General features: G+C 67.0%; 14 protein-coding genes. 5 read left to right on the top strand and 9 right to left on the bottom strand.

The window, feature by feature from the left end:
- From kdpA to NJG22_RS19450, 9 genes are all read right to left on the bottom strand, one after another.
- Positions 1-1695, bottom strand: coding sequence for a potassium-transporting ATPase subunit KdpA (gene kdpA / locus NJG22_RS19490; RefSeq protein WP_253096798.1), 1695 nt, complete (start codon positions 1693-1695; stop codon positions 1-3).
- Between the two features lie 9 nt (positions 1696-1704).
- On the bottom strand, positions 1705-1794 hold the full coding sequence (kdpF, locus tag NJG22_RS19485; RefSeq protein ID WP_011534724.1) for a K(+)-transporting ATPase subunit F: 90 nt from the start codon (positions 1792-1794) through the stop codon (positions 1705-1707).
- Positions 1795-2000: 206 nt separating this feature from the next.
- Positions 2001-3044, bottom strand: coding sequence for an AI-2E family transporter (locus NJG22_RS19480; protein WP_253096795.1), 1044 nt, complete (start codon positions 3042-3044; stop codon positions 2001-2003).
- A gap of 12 nt (positions 3045-3056) precedes the next feature.
- Positions 3057-3851, bottom strand: a complete 795-nt coding sequence (locus NJG22_RS19475; RefSeq protein ID WP_253096793.1) for a DUF4892 domain-containing protein — start codon at positions 3849-3851, stop codon at positions 3057-3059.
- 102 nt (positions 3852-3953) lie between these two features.
- Complete coding sequence (locus NJG22_RS19470; RefSeq protein ID WP_253096790.1) at positions 3954-4808, bottom strand: alpha/beta fold hydrolase; 855 nt, start codon at positions 4806-4808, stop codon at positions 3954-3956.
- Positions 4805-5593: an alpha/beta hydrolase gene (locus NJG22_RS19465; protein ID WP_253096788.1), complete on the bottom strand. Its 789-nt coding sequence runs from the start codon at positions 5591-5593 to the stop codon at positions 4805-4807. The genes NJG22_RS19470 and NJG22_RS19465 overlap by 4 nt, the downstream gene beginning before the upstream one ends.
- Before the next feature lie 176 nt (positions 5594-5769).
- Positions 5770-6228 (bottom strand): phosphohistidine phosphatase SixA, encoded by a 459-nt coding sequence (gene sixA / locus NJG22_RS19460; RefSeq protein WP_253096785.1) that lies wholly within the window; start codon positions 6226-6228, stop codon positions 5770-5772.
- Positions 6225-6572, bottom strand: a complete 348-nt coding sequence (locus NJG22_RS19455; protein ID WP_253096782.1) for a DUF4389 domain-containing protein — start codon at positions 6570-6572, stop codon at positions 6225-6227. Before NJG22_RS19455 ends, sixA begins: the two co-directional genes overlap by 4 nt.
- Before the next feature lie 12 nt (positions 6573-6584).
- A complete protein-coding gene (locus tag NJG22_RS19450; RefSeq protein ID WP_217848785.1) occupies positions 6585-7610 on the bottom strand; it encodes an NAD(P)H-dependent glycerol-3-phosphate dehydrogenase in 1026 nt (341 codons plus the stop codon).
- A gap of 181 nt (positions 7611-7791) precedes the next feature.
- On the opposite strand from NJG22_RS19450, the gene NJG22_RS19445 reads away from it, so the two are divergent.
- The 5 genes from NJG22_RS19445 to fabB all read left to right on the top strand — a co-directional run bounded on the left by NJG22_RS19445 (position 7792) and on the right by fabB (position 14660).
- Positions 7792-9906 carry a TonB-dependent receptor gene (locus NJG22_RS19445; protein WP_253096780.1) on the top strand — a complete coding sequence of 705 codons (2115 nt, stop codon included), beginning with the start codon at positions 7792-7794 and terminating at the stop codon, positions 9904-9906.
- The gene (locus tag NJG22_RS19440) at positions 9906-10793 is read left to right on the top strand and encodes an ABC transporter substrate-binding protein (protein ID WP_253096777.1); all 888 of its coding nucleotides are present in this window, start codon (positions 9906-9908) and stop codon (positions 10791-10793) included. Before NJG22_RS19445 ends, NJG22_RS19440 begins: the two co-directional genes overlap by 1 nt.
- Positions 10790-12709: an ATP-binding protein gene (locus NJG22_RS19435; protein WP_253096775.1), complete on the top strand. Its 1920-nt coding sequence runs from the start codon at positions 10790-10792 to the stop codon at positions 12707-12709. The genes NJG22_RS19440 and NJG22_RS19435 overlap by 4 nt, the downstream gene beginning before the upstream one ends.
- Positions 12710-12915: 206 nt before the next feature.
- Entirely contained in the window at positions 12916-13431 is a 516-nt protein-coding gene (gene fabA, locus NJG22_RS19430) for a 3-hydroxyacyl-[acyl-carrier-protein] dehydratase FabA (protein WP_011534736.1), read from the top strand.
- A gap of 11 nt (positions 13432-13442) precedes the next feature.
- A complete protein-coding gene (fabB, locus tag NJG22_RS19425; protein WP_253096772.1) occupies positions 13443-14660 on the top strand; it encodes a beta-ketoacyl-ACP synthase I in 1218 nt (405 codons plus the stop codon).
- Positions 14661-14697: the final 37 nt, after the last annotated feature.

Genomic DNA, 14697 nt, shown 5'->3' with positions numbered 1-14697 from the left:
TCAGAATCCCAGGCTCAGGTGTTCGGCGATCGGCCCAAGGGCCAGGGTCGGCAGGAAGGTCAGGCCACCGACCAGCAGGATGGTCACCAGCAACAGACCGGTGAACAGCGGGCCATGGGTGGGGAAGCTGTTGAGGCCCTGCGGCGCGCTTTTTTTCGCCGCCAGGCTGCCAGCCAGGGCCAGCACCGGCAGGATGTAGCCGAAGCGGCCGATAAGCATCGCCAGGCCGATCATCACGTTGTGGAACGTGGTGTTGGCGCCAAAGCCGGCGAAAGCCGAGCCGTTGTTGGCGGTGCCGGAGGTGTAGGCGTACAGCAGTTGGCTGAAGCCATGGGCACCGGGGTTGGTCACCGCGCCGGCAGGCCCGGGCAGGCTGGCGGCGATGGCGCCGAGCACCAGCACACCCACCGGCATCACCAGCAGGGTCGCCACCAGCAACTGCACTTCCCGGGCCTGGAGCTTCTTGCCCAGGTATTCCGGGGTGCGGCCGATCATCAGGCCGGCCAGGAACACGGCGATCAGCACGAACAGCAGCATGCCGTAGAGGCCGGCGCCTACTCCGCCGAAAATCACCTCGCCAAGCATCATGTTGACCATCGCCACCATGCCGGTCAGCGGGTTGAGGCTGTCGTGCATGGCGTTGACCGAACCGTTGGAGGCGGAAGTGGTGGTCACCGTCCACAGCACGGAACCGGTGGTGCCGAAGCGGCTCTCCTTGCCTTCCAATGGCGCGCTCTGTAGCACCTGGGCGCTTTCCAGCGCCGGGTTGGGCTGGTGCTCCGACCACAGCGCGGTACTGCCGCCGACCAGGAACAGCGCCAGCATGCAGGCGATGATCGCACGGCTCTGGCGCAGGTCCTTGACGTAATGGCCAAAGGTGAACACCAGCGCCACCGGGATCAGGATGATCGAGGCCACCTCGAACAGGTTGCTCCAGGCCGTGGGGTTCTCGAACGGGTGCGCCGAGTTGACGCCGAAGAAGCCACCGCCGTTGGTGCCCAGTTGCTTGATGGCGATCTGGCTGGCGGCCGGGCCCAGCGGGATGGTCTGCTCGGCGCCCTGCAGGGTGAGCGCCTGGGCATAGTCGGCGAAGGTCTGCGGCACGCCCTGCCACACCAGCATCAGCGCCAGCACCAGGCACAGCGGCAGCAAGCCGTAGAGGGTGGCGCGGGTCAGGTCGACCCAGAAGTTGCCCAGGGTGCCGGCCGAACGACGGGCGATACCCCGGCTCAGGGCGACCAGCACGGCCAGGCCGGTGGCGGCGCTGACGAAGTTCTGCACGGTCAGGCCGAGCATCTGGGTCAGGTAGCTGACCGACGCCTCGCCGCTGTAGGACTGCCAGTTGGTGTTGGTCATGAAGCTGACCGCGGTATTGAACGCCAGCGACCACTCCTGGCCCGGCAGGTGCTGCGGGTTGAGCGGCAGCGAGCCTTGCAGCAGCAGCACGGCGAACAGCAGCAGGAAGCCGGCCAGGTTGAAGGCCAGCAGGGCCAGGGTGTACTGCTTCCAGTTCTGCTCCTGGTCGGCGTTCACCCCAGCCAGGCGGTAGCAGCCCCGCTCCAGCGGCCCGAGCAGCGGCGACAGCCAGGTACGCTGGCCTTCCATCACCTTGTAGTAGAAGCGCCCGAGCCAAGGCGCCGGCAACAGCACGATGGCGAAGAACGCCAGCAGCAGCAGGTAATCGTAACTGTGCATGGTCGCCCCTTAGCCGCGATCGGCGCGCAGCAGCGCCACCAGCAGGTAAACCGCCAACGCCACCGCCAAGAGCAGTGACAGTCCGTCGAGCATGTACATGTGCAATCTCCCCTAGTTGCGGCGTGAGGGCCGCTTTGCGGAAATTGTCCGAGGGAGGTGCGTAAAGGGGCGAGATCGGCAGCGGGGCCGGGGCATAAAGAATGCGTAAAGATCAGGTATTGCGGTGCCTGTACCGGCCTGTTCGCCGGCAAGCCGGCTCCTACGGGGTGATCACAGTAGGAGCCGGCTTGCCGGCGAACCGGACTTCAATGCTGCGGCGCGGAATTGCGGCTCCAGTCCAGCAACAGGCTATAGCCGACAGCCAGCAAGGTCGGCCCGATGAACAACCCGATGAAGCCGAACGCGAGCAGCCCGCCGAACACCCCGAGCAGCACGATCACCAGCGGCAGGTTGCCGCCCCGGCTGATCAGGTAGGGCTTGAGCACGTTGTCCACGCCACTGATGATGAAGGTGCCCCACACCCCGAGGAACACCGCCATGCCGTAGTCGCCCTTCCAGACCAGCCAGGCGGTGGCCGGTATCCAGGCCAGCGGCGGGCCCATGGGGATCAGGCTGAGCATGAAGGTCACCAGGCCCAGCACGATGGCCCCGGGCACCCCGGCGATCAGGAAGCCGATCAGCGCCAGCAGGCCCTGGGCCGCGGCGGTGCCGATCACGCCGTTGACCACCCGTTGCACGGTACCGGCCACCAGCTCGATGTAGTACTCGGCACGCTCGCCCACCAGCCGCTCCAGCAAGCGCTGGACGAAGGCCGCCAGGCGCGGCCCGTCGCGGTAGAAAAAGAACACGAACACCAGGCTCAGGGTCAGCTCCAGCACCCCGCTGCCAATCTGCGCGCTGCGCGCCAGCAACCAGTTGCCGACCTGGCCGAGGTACGGCTTGGCCGACGCCAGCAGCGCCGCGCCTTGCTGGTCAAGGGACTGCCACCCGTTGACCAGGCGCTCGCCGAAGAACGGTATCCCAGCCACCCAGGCCGGTGCGTCGGGCAGGCCGTCGACCTGGATATCGCGCACGAAGGCGGTGGCATCGCGGATATGGTCGGCCAGGTTGAAGCCCAGCCACACCAGCGGCAAGGCCACCAGCAAGATCCACACCGTGGTCAGCAGGCTCGCCGCCAGGGTTTCGCGGCCACCGAGCAGGCGGGTCAGCAGGCGCATCAGCGGCCAGCTGGCGAAGGCCAGGATGGCGCCCCACAGCAAGGCCGAGATGAACGGCGCCATCACCCACAGCGCGGCGCCCAGCAGCGTCAGCAGCAGGATCTGGATCAACAGGCGGTCATTGTTGGCCATGGTGGCGCTCACTCAACGGATCAGTTCCAGGTGCAGGCCATCGGTCGGGGCGCTGCCCACTTCAAGCCGGTTGTTGCGCACGCCGGCCTTGACCAACTGCTCGCGCCAGGCCTCGGCGCCCTTGCCGCTGAGGCTCACGCGCAGGGTGCTGTCGAGGTTGAGGCTGCGCGCCAGCAAGGTTGCCCAGGTGGTCTGGGGCTCGGCCAGGTCGGGGTAGTCGAGCTTGCCGGTGTCGCGCAGCTCGCGCAGTACCGTGGCCGCGGTCGGCAGCAGCTCGCCCAGCGGGCTGCCGGCGACGAACTCCTCGACATGCAGGTAGGCGCGGCGGTTGCCGCGGGTGACGCTGTACAAGGCCACCAGGGTGTCGGCCTGCTCGGCCGAACGGCGCAGCAGGATGAACGCCTGCTGTTCGTCGCCGCCGTTCAAGCGGGCATTGGCGAACACGTCGTTGGCCCACAGGCTGGCTTCGCCGCAGTCGCGGCCCTGGCACCAGAACAGCGGGTAGCCACCATCGCGCTGCAAGGCCTCGCGGGCGCTGGTGAAAGCTTCGCGGGCACTGCGCTCTACCGGCAGTTCATAGGTGACCGAGCTGACCTGGCCGCGGCTCTCGACCTTGTCCTCGACCCGCAGGCGGCCGCTGATCTTGCGCAGCGGGCCCATGGGGTAGACGCGCTCCTGCGCCACGGCGGGGCGCTGGTCGACGACCTTGGCATCGACCGGCACCGGCAGGCTGCCGGCCCACAGCCATGGGCTGGCGATCGCCAGGCAAGCGGCGACGGCGCCGCGAACGAACACAGGTGCGCTCATCGGCCGCCCTCGCAAAGGGCGGGGCGTGGCGCGTGGATGTCTGGCATGTACATGGTTGTCTCCCTTTCAACCCGCCAAGCCTCGACACTTGTCCGGTGCAAGTCAAGGAATGCCAAAAAAGCGATTGAAACAGTCTGCGACAAGGGCCGCGCCCTCGGCGTCGTTCAGGTGCAGGTGATGCCCCCCCGGCAGGGTCACCTGCTCGAAGGGTAGCTGCTCCAGCAACGCCGTGTGGCGCGCGAGCATGCCGTCGGCGGCCACCACCAGGCAGGTCGGGCAGGCGATGCGCTTGACGAAGGCCATGGCCTGGTCCGGGTGCAGGCGGCTTGGCGAGGGCAAGGTCAGGCGGCTGTCGCTGCGCCAGCTGTAGCCGCCGGGTACCGGCATCAGGCCGCGCTGGGCCAGCAGCTCGGCCGCTTCGCGGCTGACCGCGACCATGCCTTTCATCCGCGCCTCCACGCCCTGCTCCAGGGTCGGGTACACCGACTTGCGCTTGCCCTCCAGGCGCAGTTGCGCCTGCAACGCCAGCCCCAGGCGCTCGGCGGCGTCCTGCTCGCCGAGCGTGGGCGGCACCACCCCGTCGATCAGCGCCAGGTGGCTGATGCGCTCGGGCAAGGCGCCGGCCAGTTGCACGGCGATGATCGCCCCCAGCGAATGGCCAAGCAGGCCGAAGCGCTGCCAGCCCAGTTGCTCGGCCACCCGCAGCACATCATGGGCGTAGTCGGCCAAGGCGTAGCCGGCCCCCAGCGGGCGGTGCGCCGAATAGCCATGCCCGGCCAGGTCCAGGGCGACGATACGCAGCCCACGCAACTGCGGCGCCAGGCGGGCGAAGCTGTTGGCGTTGTCGAGCCAGCCGTGCAGGGCGATCAGCGGCAGGCCGTCGGCCGGGCCGAACAGGTGCGCGGCCAGCTCGATATGGCCCAGGGTCAGGCGGATCTCCTCGACCTGGGCGCTCATGCCTGGCTCCAGCGTGCAAACAGGTCGCGGATCAAGGTAGCGGTCGCGCCTGGCCGCTCCAGCGGGAACATGTGCCCGCCCGGCAGGCTGTGGTACTCGCCCCTGGGCATGCCGCGCACGGCCAGGGCATGGTGCTTGCGGATCACCCGGCTGTGGGCGCCGCGGACCATGGCCAGCGGCACCTGCAACTGGCGCGGCCGCGCCGGGCTGACATGGGGGATGCTGCGAAAGATGCTGATCTCGGTGGCCGGGTCGAAACGCAGGCGCAGGCCGTCGCCAACCGCTTCCAGGCCATGCTCGAGGTAGGCCTCCAGGCAGTCCGGATCGAAGTGACGGAACAGGGTCTTGCCGGCGAAATAGCGGCGCGCGCTGTCGCGGTCGGGGAAGGCCTCGCGGCGGCCCAGGGTGCGCCCGGCCGGGGTGATGCGGTCGATCAAGCCCAGGCGCTTGGCGGCCTGGATCAGCCATTCGTCGGCGCGGGTCAGCACCGGTGAGTCGAGCATCACCACCCCCCGGTAGAGCTCCGGGTGGCGCAAGGCGGCGTGCAGGTGCAGCACGCCGCCCAGGGAATGGCCGACACCCCATACCGGCGCGTCCTGCTGTTCAAGGTGGTGCAGCAGCTCGTCCACCAGGCCTTGCCAGTTGTCGTTCACCGGAAAGCGCGGGTCATGGGCGTGCTGTGCCAGGTGCTGCACCTGGTAGTCCGGCGCCAGCGCGGCGAACAGCTTGCCGTAGGTGGCCGAAGGGAAGCCATTGGCATGGGCGAAGAAGATCTGCTGCGACATGGCCGCCTGCTCTGCACGGGGGATGGATGGCCCATTGTCGACAAGGGTCGTGGGGGTGGCAACGTTCGGAAAGGTCATCGCCAAGGGCGATCAGGTCAAGCCTTGGCGGATCTGAACCTGCAGGAGCCGGCGGCGCACAGCGGCGCGCCGGTGCCATACAGCGCGCTGGATACGCTTCAGCCTGCGTGATGCAGGCCACGCAAGGTCATCAACCCGGCCAGTGGCCAATCGCCTTCTAGTTCGGCCAGGCTGGCCGTGCTCAGCGGCGCTGGCTGCTGGCCGTGGCCATGCTCGAGCCTCCCTACCAGGGTGCCCGCCAGCGGCTGGTGGCTGACCAGCAACACCTGCTCCAGGCCCAGCCGTTCGATTTCGCCGATCACCTGTTGCACATCGCTTTCCGGGGTCAGCCAGGGCACCGTGCGCACCGGCTCGGCGAAGCCCAGGGCGCCGTGCACCAGGGCGGCGGTCTGCTGGGCGCGCACGTAGGGGCTGGCCAGGATCGCCTGCAACGGCTGGCCCAGCAGCCGCGCGGCGCTGTGCAGCACCTGCTCGCGACCATGGGCGGTCAGGCGCCGCTCGGCGTCGGTATTGGCCCGCGGCTCGGCCTCGCCGTGGCGCAGCACCCACAGCTTCACAGCTTGGGCTCCTGGTCACGCACCGGGTGCGCCGCCGCGGCCACGGCGTGGGGCGTTTCGCCCTCGGGGGCGCGGGGTGCCGGCCAGTCGGCGAATGGCCAGGGTTTCTGGTCAGTGTGGAAGGTGCCGAAACGGCCGATCTGCGCCAGGTACTGGCTGAGGCTGTCGCCGAAGTTCATCAGGCTGGCGCTGGGTGCGCCGTACACCAGGCGGTAGATCAGCTGCACCAGCACCAGGCCGCCGAGCAGGATCTCGGCCAGTTGCCAGGCAATCAGCAACACCAGCATCCACAGTACGCGCAGGATGATCGACTCGCGCTGGGCGCGCTCGGGGGTATCGTTCATGGAGACGCTCCTTCAGTTGAAACCGCTGGTGGAAATGAAATCGACGTCGGTCTTGGGCTCGGCGCGCATCAGGTGCTCGATCACCTGGTTCAAGGTGCGGCCCTCGAACAGGATGGCGTGCAAGCCCGCCACCAGCGGCATGTACACCCCGACTTCCTGGGCCTTGGCCTTGAGCACCTTGAGCGTGTTGACGCCCTCGGCCACCTCGCCCAGGCGGCTGACCGCCTCGTCCAGGCTCAGGCCCTGGCCCAGGGCGTGGCCAACCTGGTAGTTGCGGCTCTTGGGCGAGGAACAGGTGACGATCAGGTCGCCGACCCCAGCCAGGCCAAGGAAGGTCATGGGGTTCGCGCCCTGGCTCACGGCGAAGCGGGTCATCTCGGCCAGGGCGCGGGTGATCAGCATGCTCTTGGTGTTTTCGCCCATCCCCAAGGCCACCGCCATGCCGGCGATGATCGCGTAGACGTTCTTCAAGGCGCCGCCGAGCTCGACGCCGAAGCGGTCGTTGCTGGCATACACGCGGAAGGTGCGGCCATGCAGCACGGCCTGCACCTGCTGGCACAGCGCTTCATGTTCGCTGGCGACCACGGTGGCGGTCAGCGCGTGCTCGGCGATCTCGCGGGCCAGGTTGGGCCCGGACAGCACGCCGATATGGGCCTGCGGGGCGATCTCTTCGAGAATCTGGCTCATCAGCTTGAAGCTCTGCGCCTCGATGCCCTTGGTCAGGCTGACCAGGCCCTTGCCGCGCAACAGCTCGGCATGCGGCGCCAGCACGCTGCGCAGGGCGCTGGACGGCAGGGCGACGAAGACCAACGCGCTGCCCTGCAAGGTGGCGAGCAGGTCGTTGACCGGCTCGACGCGGTCGTGCAGGCGAATGCCCTTGAGGTACCGCGGATTCTCGCGGTTGACGCGCATCGCCTCGGCTTGCGCTGGGTCGCGCATCCACTGGCGCACGGGGTGGCCGTTTTCCGCCAGCAGGTTCGCCACGGCGGTGCCGAAGCTGCCGCCGCCAAGAACTGCAACAGGTTGCTGTTCAGTCATATCCAATCCGTTAACCCATGAAGTAAATGGCGATCCAGGCATTATACGGGCCCGATGCGACAGAACCAGTAGGGCTGCAGTCGCGCGCATGGGCGCTGCGGCAATCTGCCGGGCGCGGATCACTGGCAAATGCCGCGCGGTCGGTTAACATGCCTGATTCATCTGTGAAACAAGGCCTCCCGTGTTCCCCGGCACGCCCCCCTACCCGCGCCTGCTGTTGCTGACTGCCCTGTTGGGCGGCCCGGCCGTGGCCGACGACCTGTTCATCGACAACCAGGACCTGCCCCAGGTTCTGACCGCCACGCGCCTGAAACAATCCCCGGCGGCGGTGCCGGGCAGCATGACCGTGCTCGACAGCGAGCTGATCCGCGCCAGCGGCGCCCGCGACATTCCCGAGCTGCTGCGCCTGGTGCCAGGCATGATGGTCGGCTACGGCGCCGGCAACCAGCCGACGGTCAACTACCACGGCAGCAACGTCAACGATGCCCGGCGCATGCAGGTGCTGATCGATGGCCGTTCGGTGTACCGCGCAGGCCTGGCCACGGTGGATTGGAGCGACATCCCGGTGGCCCTCGAGGACATCGAGCGCATCGAGGTGTTCCGCGGCCCCAACACCGTCAGCTACGGCGCCAATGCGCTGATGGCGGTGGTCAACATCCTCACCCGCAACCCGGCCGACAGCCATGGCACGCGGCTGAAGCTGACCCGCGGCCAGGACGGCATCAACGACTACTACGCCAGCCAAGGCTTCGGCTGGGAGGGCGGCGACCTGCGCCTGTCGCTGTCGGGCCAGCAGGACGACGGCTTCGACCAGGACCAGTTCGGCCACGACTACCGCGACAGCCGCCGGGCCAACCGCATCAACATCAATGCCGTGCACAGCCTGGCACCCAACCAGACCCTGGAATGGCAACTGGCGGCCAAGGAAGGCAGCAACCAAAGGCCCTATACCTACCAGCCGGTGTTCGGCAACTACCGCGCCGGCAACGATGCCGACGTCAACGCCAAGGACTATGCAGGTTCCGTGCGCTGGAACATCGACATCAACCCTGAGCACAGCCTGTACATCCAGGGCTCGGCGCAGCACTTCGACCGCCAGCAGGTGTGGCAAGCCTGTGACGCGGCCATCGCCTTCAGCCCGGAGCTGACCCGCATGTGGCAGCTTGACCCGAACTTCACCGAGAAGGTCGCGCGCAACCTGTACACCGGCCACCTGCCCGCCACCAGCGACCCACAGCTCAGTGCGTTGATGGGCCAGGTGCAGGACCAATGGGCCAACGGTGGCCGCGATACCATCTGCGGCAACGTCGACCAAAGCACCCGCGAAACCCGCTACGACCTGGAAATCCAGGACACCCTGAGCCTGACCGACAGCCTGCGCCTGGTCAGCGGCGCCAACTTACGCTATGACCGGGCCGATTCGCAGACCTACTTCAACGGCAGCATCGACGACCGTACCTGGCGCTTGTTCGGCCAACTCGAGTGGCGAGCCGACGAGCACTGGATCCTGCAGGGCGGCGCGATGTTCGAAGACACCCAGCTGTCCGGCAGCTCACTGACGCCGCGCCTGGCGCTGAACTACCTGATTACCCCGCGCCATGGCCTGCGCGCGGTGTATTCCGAGGCCATCCGCTCGCCGGACATGTTCGAGAACAACGTCAACTGGAGCTACACGGTCAAGAACCTCAGCCCCAACCGCTACGGCCTGCAAAACGGCGAATACTTCGTCAAGACCCGTGGCCCCGGCGACCTCGACCAGGAGCGCATGCGCTCCCGTGAACTGGGCTACAACGGCTACTTCAGCGACCTGGACCTGAACCTCGACGTGAAGCTGTTCTACGACGAGATCACCGGGATGATCAGCGAGCCGCTGAAGAACAACCAGTTCATCGCCAGCAACGCCAACAAGGCGCGTTTCAGCGGCAGCGAGGCCCAGCTCGACTGGCGGCTGAGCGCCCGCGACCGCCTGCGCCTGACCTACGCCTACGTCGACGCATGGGCCAGCAACCCCGCCGACCGCCGCCTGAGCGCGCGCAACAGTGGCTCGGCCGGCTGGCTGCGCGACTGGGGCCAGGGGTGGTCCAGCGCCCTCTTCTATTACGGCGACGATGCGCTCAACCAATACCGCTACGAGCGCATCGACCTGCGCCTGGCCAAGCGCTTCAAGATCCAGGGCAGCCAGCTGGAGCTGGCCGCGTTGTGGCAGCAACGCCTCGACGACGAGCCGGTGACCATTCCCCAGAACCGCTATGACAGCCGCCATCGCCTGAGCGTCAGCGCGGAGCTGGAGTTCTGATGCTGCGCCTGCTGCGGCTGTTGTTGCTGTGCTTCTGGCCACTGGGTTCGCTGGCGGCCAGCGAGATCCTGCTGGTCGGCGGCGAGGACCAGCCGGGCATCCGCAGCTTCGCCGCCGCCCTGGAAAAGCGCCGGCCCCACGACCAGGTGCGCTTCCAGACCGTGGAACAGTTGCCCAGCCCAGGCAAGCTCAAGGCCGACACCCGGCTGATCCTGCTCGATCCTCCGGCCCTGGAGTGGCGCCTGAGCGAGGCCGCCGGGCCCGCGGCACTGGCCCTGCGGGTCAGCCGGGTGCAGGCCGAGCAGCGCCTGGGAAAGTCGCGCCCCGGGTTCCTCAGCCTGTTGTGGAGCGACCCGCCACTGCAGCGCCAACTGCGCCTGGCCCGCTACCTGCTGCCAGAAGCGCGGCGCATTGGCGTGCTGTATGGCCCGCGCAGCCGCTTCCTGCTCGATGAGCTGCGCCAGGCCGCCCAGCCGCTGGGCCTGGAGATCGTCGCCCAGGACTGGCCCGACCTGCGCGACAGCCGCCCGCTGCAGCACCTGCTCAACAACAGCGACGTGCTGCTGGGCCTGGACGATCCCGACCTGTACAACTCCAAGTCGGCCAAGAACGTGCTGCTCAGCAGCTATGGCCGGCAAATGGCGCTGATCGGGCCGAATGTCGGCTTCGTCCGCGCCGGCGCCCTGGCCAGTACCTACAGCGACCAGGACGACTGGCTCGCGGTGCTCGACCAGTTGCTCGAACAAGCCCCGGCGCGCTGGCCGCGCAGCCTCTACCCGGCGCATTTCGGTGTCAGCGGCAACCAGCAGGTGGCCCGTGCCCTGGGCCTGGACAGCATCGATGCGGGCGCCGCCGCCCTGGCCCTTGGCGAAGGAGCCACCCCATGAGCAAACGCCTGAGCTGGGACATTCATACCCGTACCCAGATCCTCAGCCTGGGCCCGGCCCTGCTGCTGACCCTGCTGTTGATCAGCTTCTTCACCTTCGTGCGCATCCAGGACTTGCGCCAGGAGCTCAATCACACCGGGCAACTGATCGCCAACCAGCTGGCGCCGGCCTCCGAATACGGGGTGATTTCGGGCAACAACGAAGTGCTCGACAGCCTGATGCGCGCGACCTTGAGCATTCCCCATGTGCGCTTCCTCGAGGTGCAGGACAGCCGCAACCATATCCTGGTGTATGTCGAGCAGCCCGACGAGAGCCTCAACCGCGCGCAGCGCGTGGAAGTGTTCCAGGCACCGATCCGCCTGCAGCAGATCCGCCTGGACAGCGACTTCCTGCAAGGCAAGGCACCGCGCCCGGCCATCGGCGACGACTACCTGGGGCGGGTGATCGTCGGCATGTCCGACGACGCCTTCAGCCAGCGCCAGCAGGAAATCGTGATCAAGGCGGCGATCCTGGCCCTGTTCGCCCTGCTGTTCACCTTCCTGCTGGCCCGCCGCCTGGCCATGAGCCTGTCCAAGCCGATCAGCGACATGGGCCACGCGGTGCGGGCGATCCAGCAAGGCGACTTCAACGCGCCGCTGCCGGTGGTCGACGACAGCGAGCTGGGCCACCTGGCGCGGCACATCAACAACCTGGCCAGCGCCCTGGACCAGGCGGCCCACGAACAGCAACAGGCCATGGGCCAGTTGATCCAGGCCCGCGAGGAGGCCGAGCAGGCCAACCGCGCCAAATCGGACTTCCTGGCGATGATGAGCCACGAGCTGCGCACGCCCATGAACGGCGTGCTGGGCATGCTGCAGTTGCTGGAAACCACCGAGCTGACCCACGAACAGGCCGAGTACACGGTGCTGGCCAGCGAGTCCACCGGCCATCTGCTCAAGGTGATCAACGATATCCTCGACTTCTCGCGGATCGAGCGCACCACCCTGGAGCTGGAGCACATCGACTTCAACCTCGGCGAACTGCTCGGCAGCAGCGTGCTGTCGTTCCAGCACACCGCCCAGCAACGCGGCCTGGCCCTGCGCCTGGACCTGGCGCCAGGCCTGGAGCACGTGCAAGTGGCTGGCGACCCGACACGGATCCGCCAGATCCTGCTCAACCTGGTGGGCAATGCGCTGAAATTCACCGAGCGCGGCGAAGTGGCGGTGCAGGCCCATTGCCAGGCCATCGACCGACAGTTGCTGTGGCTCACCTGCACGGTGCGCGACACCGGCATCGGCATCGACAGCAATCGCCTGGAAATGATGTTCGTCGCCTTCCAGCAGGCCGACAGTTCGATCTCCCGGCGCTATGGCGGCACCGGCCTGGGCCTGTCGATCGCCCGCACCCTGGCCGAACGCATGGGTGGCCAGCTGCGTGGCGAAAGCCGCGAGGGCCTGGGCTCGACCTTCACCCTGGAGATGCCCCTGGCCCTGGCCAGCGCGCCTGTTGCGGCGGAACCTGCGCAACCGCTGATCCACGACAACGGCGGGCGCATCCTGCTGGTGGAAGATAACCCGGTCAACCAGAGCGTCATCGAGGCCATGCTGCGCAGCCTGGGCTTCGAGGTGAAACTGGCCATGGACGGCGCCCAGGCCATCGACCTGGTGAGCCAGCAACCCTTTGCCGCCGTCTTGATGGACTGCCGCCTGCCGCAGGTGGACGGTTTCGAGGCGACCCGGCGCATCCGCCTGCTGCCCCAGGCCGCCGAGCTGCCGATCATCGCCCTGACCGCCAGCGCCCTGGAGGGCGATCGCGAGCGCTGCCTGGCCGCCGGCATGAACGACTACCTGAGCAAACCCTTCAAACGCACCGATCTGCAGCGCATTCTCGGCCGCTGGCTACCCGGCCGGACAGCCGCGACTGGCGATAAATGCTAAAGTGCGGCAGTCTTAAAGACTGGACAGGACCGCCGCAGGACCTGAAAATAACATTTCAGTGCACACCTGTACTTCTTTTGCCAGGTGCGCTGTGACTTTCACTACAACGCAATAGTCTACCTGTAGGCTGCCGCCCCGAACGCAGAGCGATTCGGATCGGCCGGGAAGATTCATCCCCTGCCACAGGGGGTTATTGAGGAGCTCGCATGACCAAACAAAACGCCTTTACCCGGGAAGACCTGCTGCGCTGCAGTCGCGGTGAGCTGTTCGGCCCCGGTAATGCGCAACTGCCCGCCCCGAACATGCTGATGGTCGATCGCATCACCCACATCAGCGAGGAAGGCGGCAAGTTCGGCAAAGGTGAATTGGTCGCCGAGCTGGATATCAATCCGGACCTGTGGTTCTTCGCCTGCCACTTCGAAGGCGATCCGGTGATGCCGGGCTGCCTGGGCCTGGACGCCATGTGGCAGCTGGTCGGTTTCTTCCTCGGCTGGCAAGGCCTGCCGGGCCGCGGTCGCGCCCTGGGTTCGGGCGAAGTGAAGTTCTTCGGCCAGGTCCTGCCTAGCGCCAAGAAAGTCACCTACAACATTCATATCAAGCGTGTCCTCAAGGGCAAGCTGAACATGGCCATCGCCGACGGCTCGGTCAGCGTCGACGGTCGCGAGATCTACACCGCCGAAGGCCTGCGGGTCGGCGTGTTCACCTCCACTGACAATTTCTAAGGGTTATTCGCATGCGCCGCGTCGTTATCACTGGTCTGGGCATCGTATCGTGCCTGGGCAATGACAAAGCTACCGTCACCGAAAACCTGCGCAACAGCCGTCCGGGTATCCGTTACAACCCGGAATACAAGGAACAGGGGCTGCGTAGCCAGGTTTCCGGCTCCATCGACCTCAACCTCGAAGAACTGATCGACCGCAAGGTCTACCGCTTCGTCGGCCACGCTGCCGCCTACGCCTACCTGGCGATGCAGGACGCGATCAAGGACGCCGGCCTGACCGAAGAGCAGGTCTCCAACCCGCGTACCGGCCTGGTTGCCGGCTCCGGCGGCGCCTCGACCCTGAACCAGATGGAAGCGCTGGATACCCTGCGCGAAAAAGGCGTCAAGCGTGTCGGCCCGTACCGCGTCACCCGCACCATGGGCAGCACCGTGTCGGCGTGCCTGGCCACCCCGTTCAAGATCAAGGGCATCAACTACTCGATCTCGTCGGCTTGCGCCACCTCGGCACACTGCATCGGCACCGCCCTGGAGCAGATCCAGTGGGGCAAGCAGGACATCGTCTTCGCCGGTGGCGGTGAAGAAGAGCACTGGAGCCAGTCGTTCCTGTTCGATGCCATGGGCGCCCTGTCGACCAAGCGCAACGACACCCCGGAACTGGCCTCGCGCGCCTACGACGCCGACCGTGACGGCTTCGTCATCGCCGGTGGCGGCGGCATGGTGGTGGTCGAGGAGCTCGAGCACGCCCTGGCCCGCGGCGCCAAGATCTACGCCGAGATCGTCGGCTATGGCGCCACCTCCGACGGCTACGACATGGTCGCCCCGAGCGGCGAAGGCGCGATCCGCTGCATGCAGCAGGCGCTGTCCACCGTCGACACCCCGATCGACTACCTGAACACCCACGGCACCTCCACCCCGGTCGGCGACGTCGCCGAGATGAAGGGCGTGCGTGAAGTGTTCGGCGCCAAGGCACCGAAGATCAGCTCGACCAAGAGCCTGTCCGGTCACTCGCTGGGCGCCGCTGGCGTGCACGAGGCGATCTACTGCCTGCTGATGATGGAAAACAACTTCATCGCCGGCTCCGCCAACATCGACGAGCTGGACCCGGAAGTGGCCGACCTGCCGATCGTGCGCAAGACCGAAGACGCCAAGCTCACCACCGTGATGAGCAACAGCTTCGGCTTCGGCGGCACCAACGCCACCCTGGTGCTCAAGCGCTGGGAAGGCAAGTGATCGGCTGACACGCTGAACGAGAACGCCCGGGCCTCAG

This window comes from Pseudomonas sp. VA159-2, assembly GCF_024126635.1.
GTDB classification, from domain to species: domain Bacteria; phylum Pseudomonadota; class Gammaproteobacteria; order Pseudomonadales; family Pseudomonadaceae; genus Aquipseudomonas; species Aquipseudomonas muyukensis.
This window is presented reverse-complemented; position numbering and strand designations above follow the sequence as displayed.

Bases quoted from the DNA above. Each gene is read 5' to 3' on its own strand.
- kdpA (WP_253096798.1), bottom strand. From the start codon at position 1,695: ATGCACAGTTACGATTACCTGCTGCTGCTGGCGTTCTTCGCCATCGTG.
- kdpF (WP_011534724.1), bottom strand. From the start codon at position 1,794: ATGTACATGCTCGACGGACTGTCACTGCTCTTGGCGGTGGCGTTGGCG.
- NJG22_RS19480 (WP_253096795.1), bottom strand. From the start codon at position 3,044: ATGGCCAACAATGACCGCCTGTTGATCCAGATCCTGCTGCTGACGCTG.
- NJG22_RS19475 (WP_253096793.1), bottom strand. From the start codon at position 3,851: ATGAGCGCACCTGTGTTCGTTCGCGGCGCCGTCGCCGCTTGCCTGGCG.
- NJG22_RS19470 (WP_253096790.1), bottom strand. From the start codon at position 4,808: ATGAGCGCCCAGGTCGAGGAGATCCGCCTGACCCTGGGCCATATCGAG.
- NJG22_RS19465 (WP_253096788.1), bottom strand. From the start codon at position 5,593: ATGTCGCAGCAGATCTTCTTCGCCCATGCCAATGGCTTCCCTTCGGCC.
- NJG22_RS19455 (WP_253096782.1), bottom strand. From the start codon at position 6,572: ATGAACGATACCCCCGAGCGCGCCCAGCGCGAGTCGATCATCCTGCGC.
- NJG22_RS19450 (WP_217848785.1), bottom strand. From the start codon at position 7,610: ATGACTGAACAGCAACCTGTTGCAGTTCTTGGCGGCGGCAGCTTCGGC.
- NJG22_RS19440 (WP_253096777.1), top strand. From the start codon at position 9,906: ATGCTGCGCCTGCTGCGGCTGTTGTTGCTGTGCTTCTGGCCACTGGGT.
- NJG22_RS19435 (WP_253096775.1), top strand. From the start codon at position 10,790: ATGAGCAAACGCCTGAGCTGGGACATTCATACCCGTACCCAGATCCTC.
- fabA (WP_011534736.1), top strand. From the start codon at position 12,916: ATGACCAAACAAAACGCCTTTACCCGGGAAGACCTGCTGCGCTGCAGT.
- fabB (WP_253096772.1), top strand. From the start codon at position 13,443: ATGCGCCGCGTCGTTATCACTGGTCTGGGCATCGTATCGTGCCTGGGC.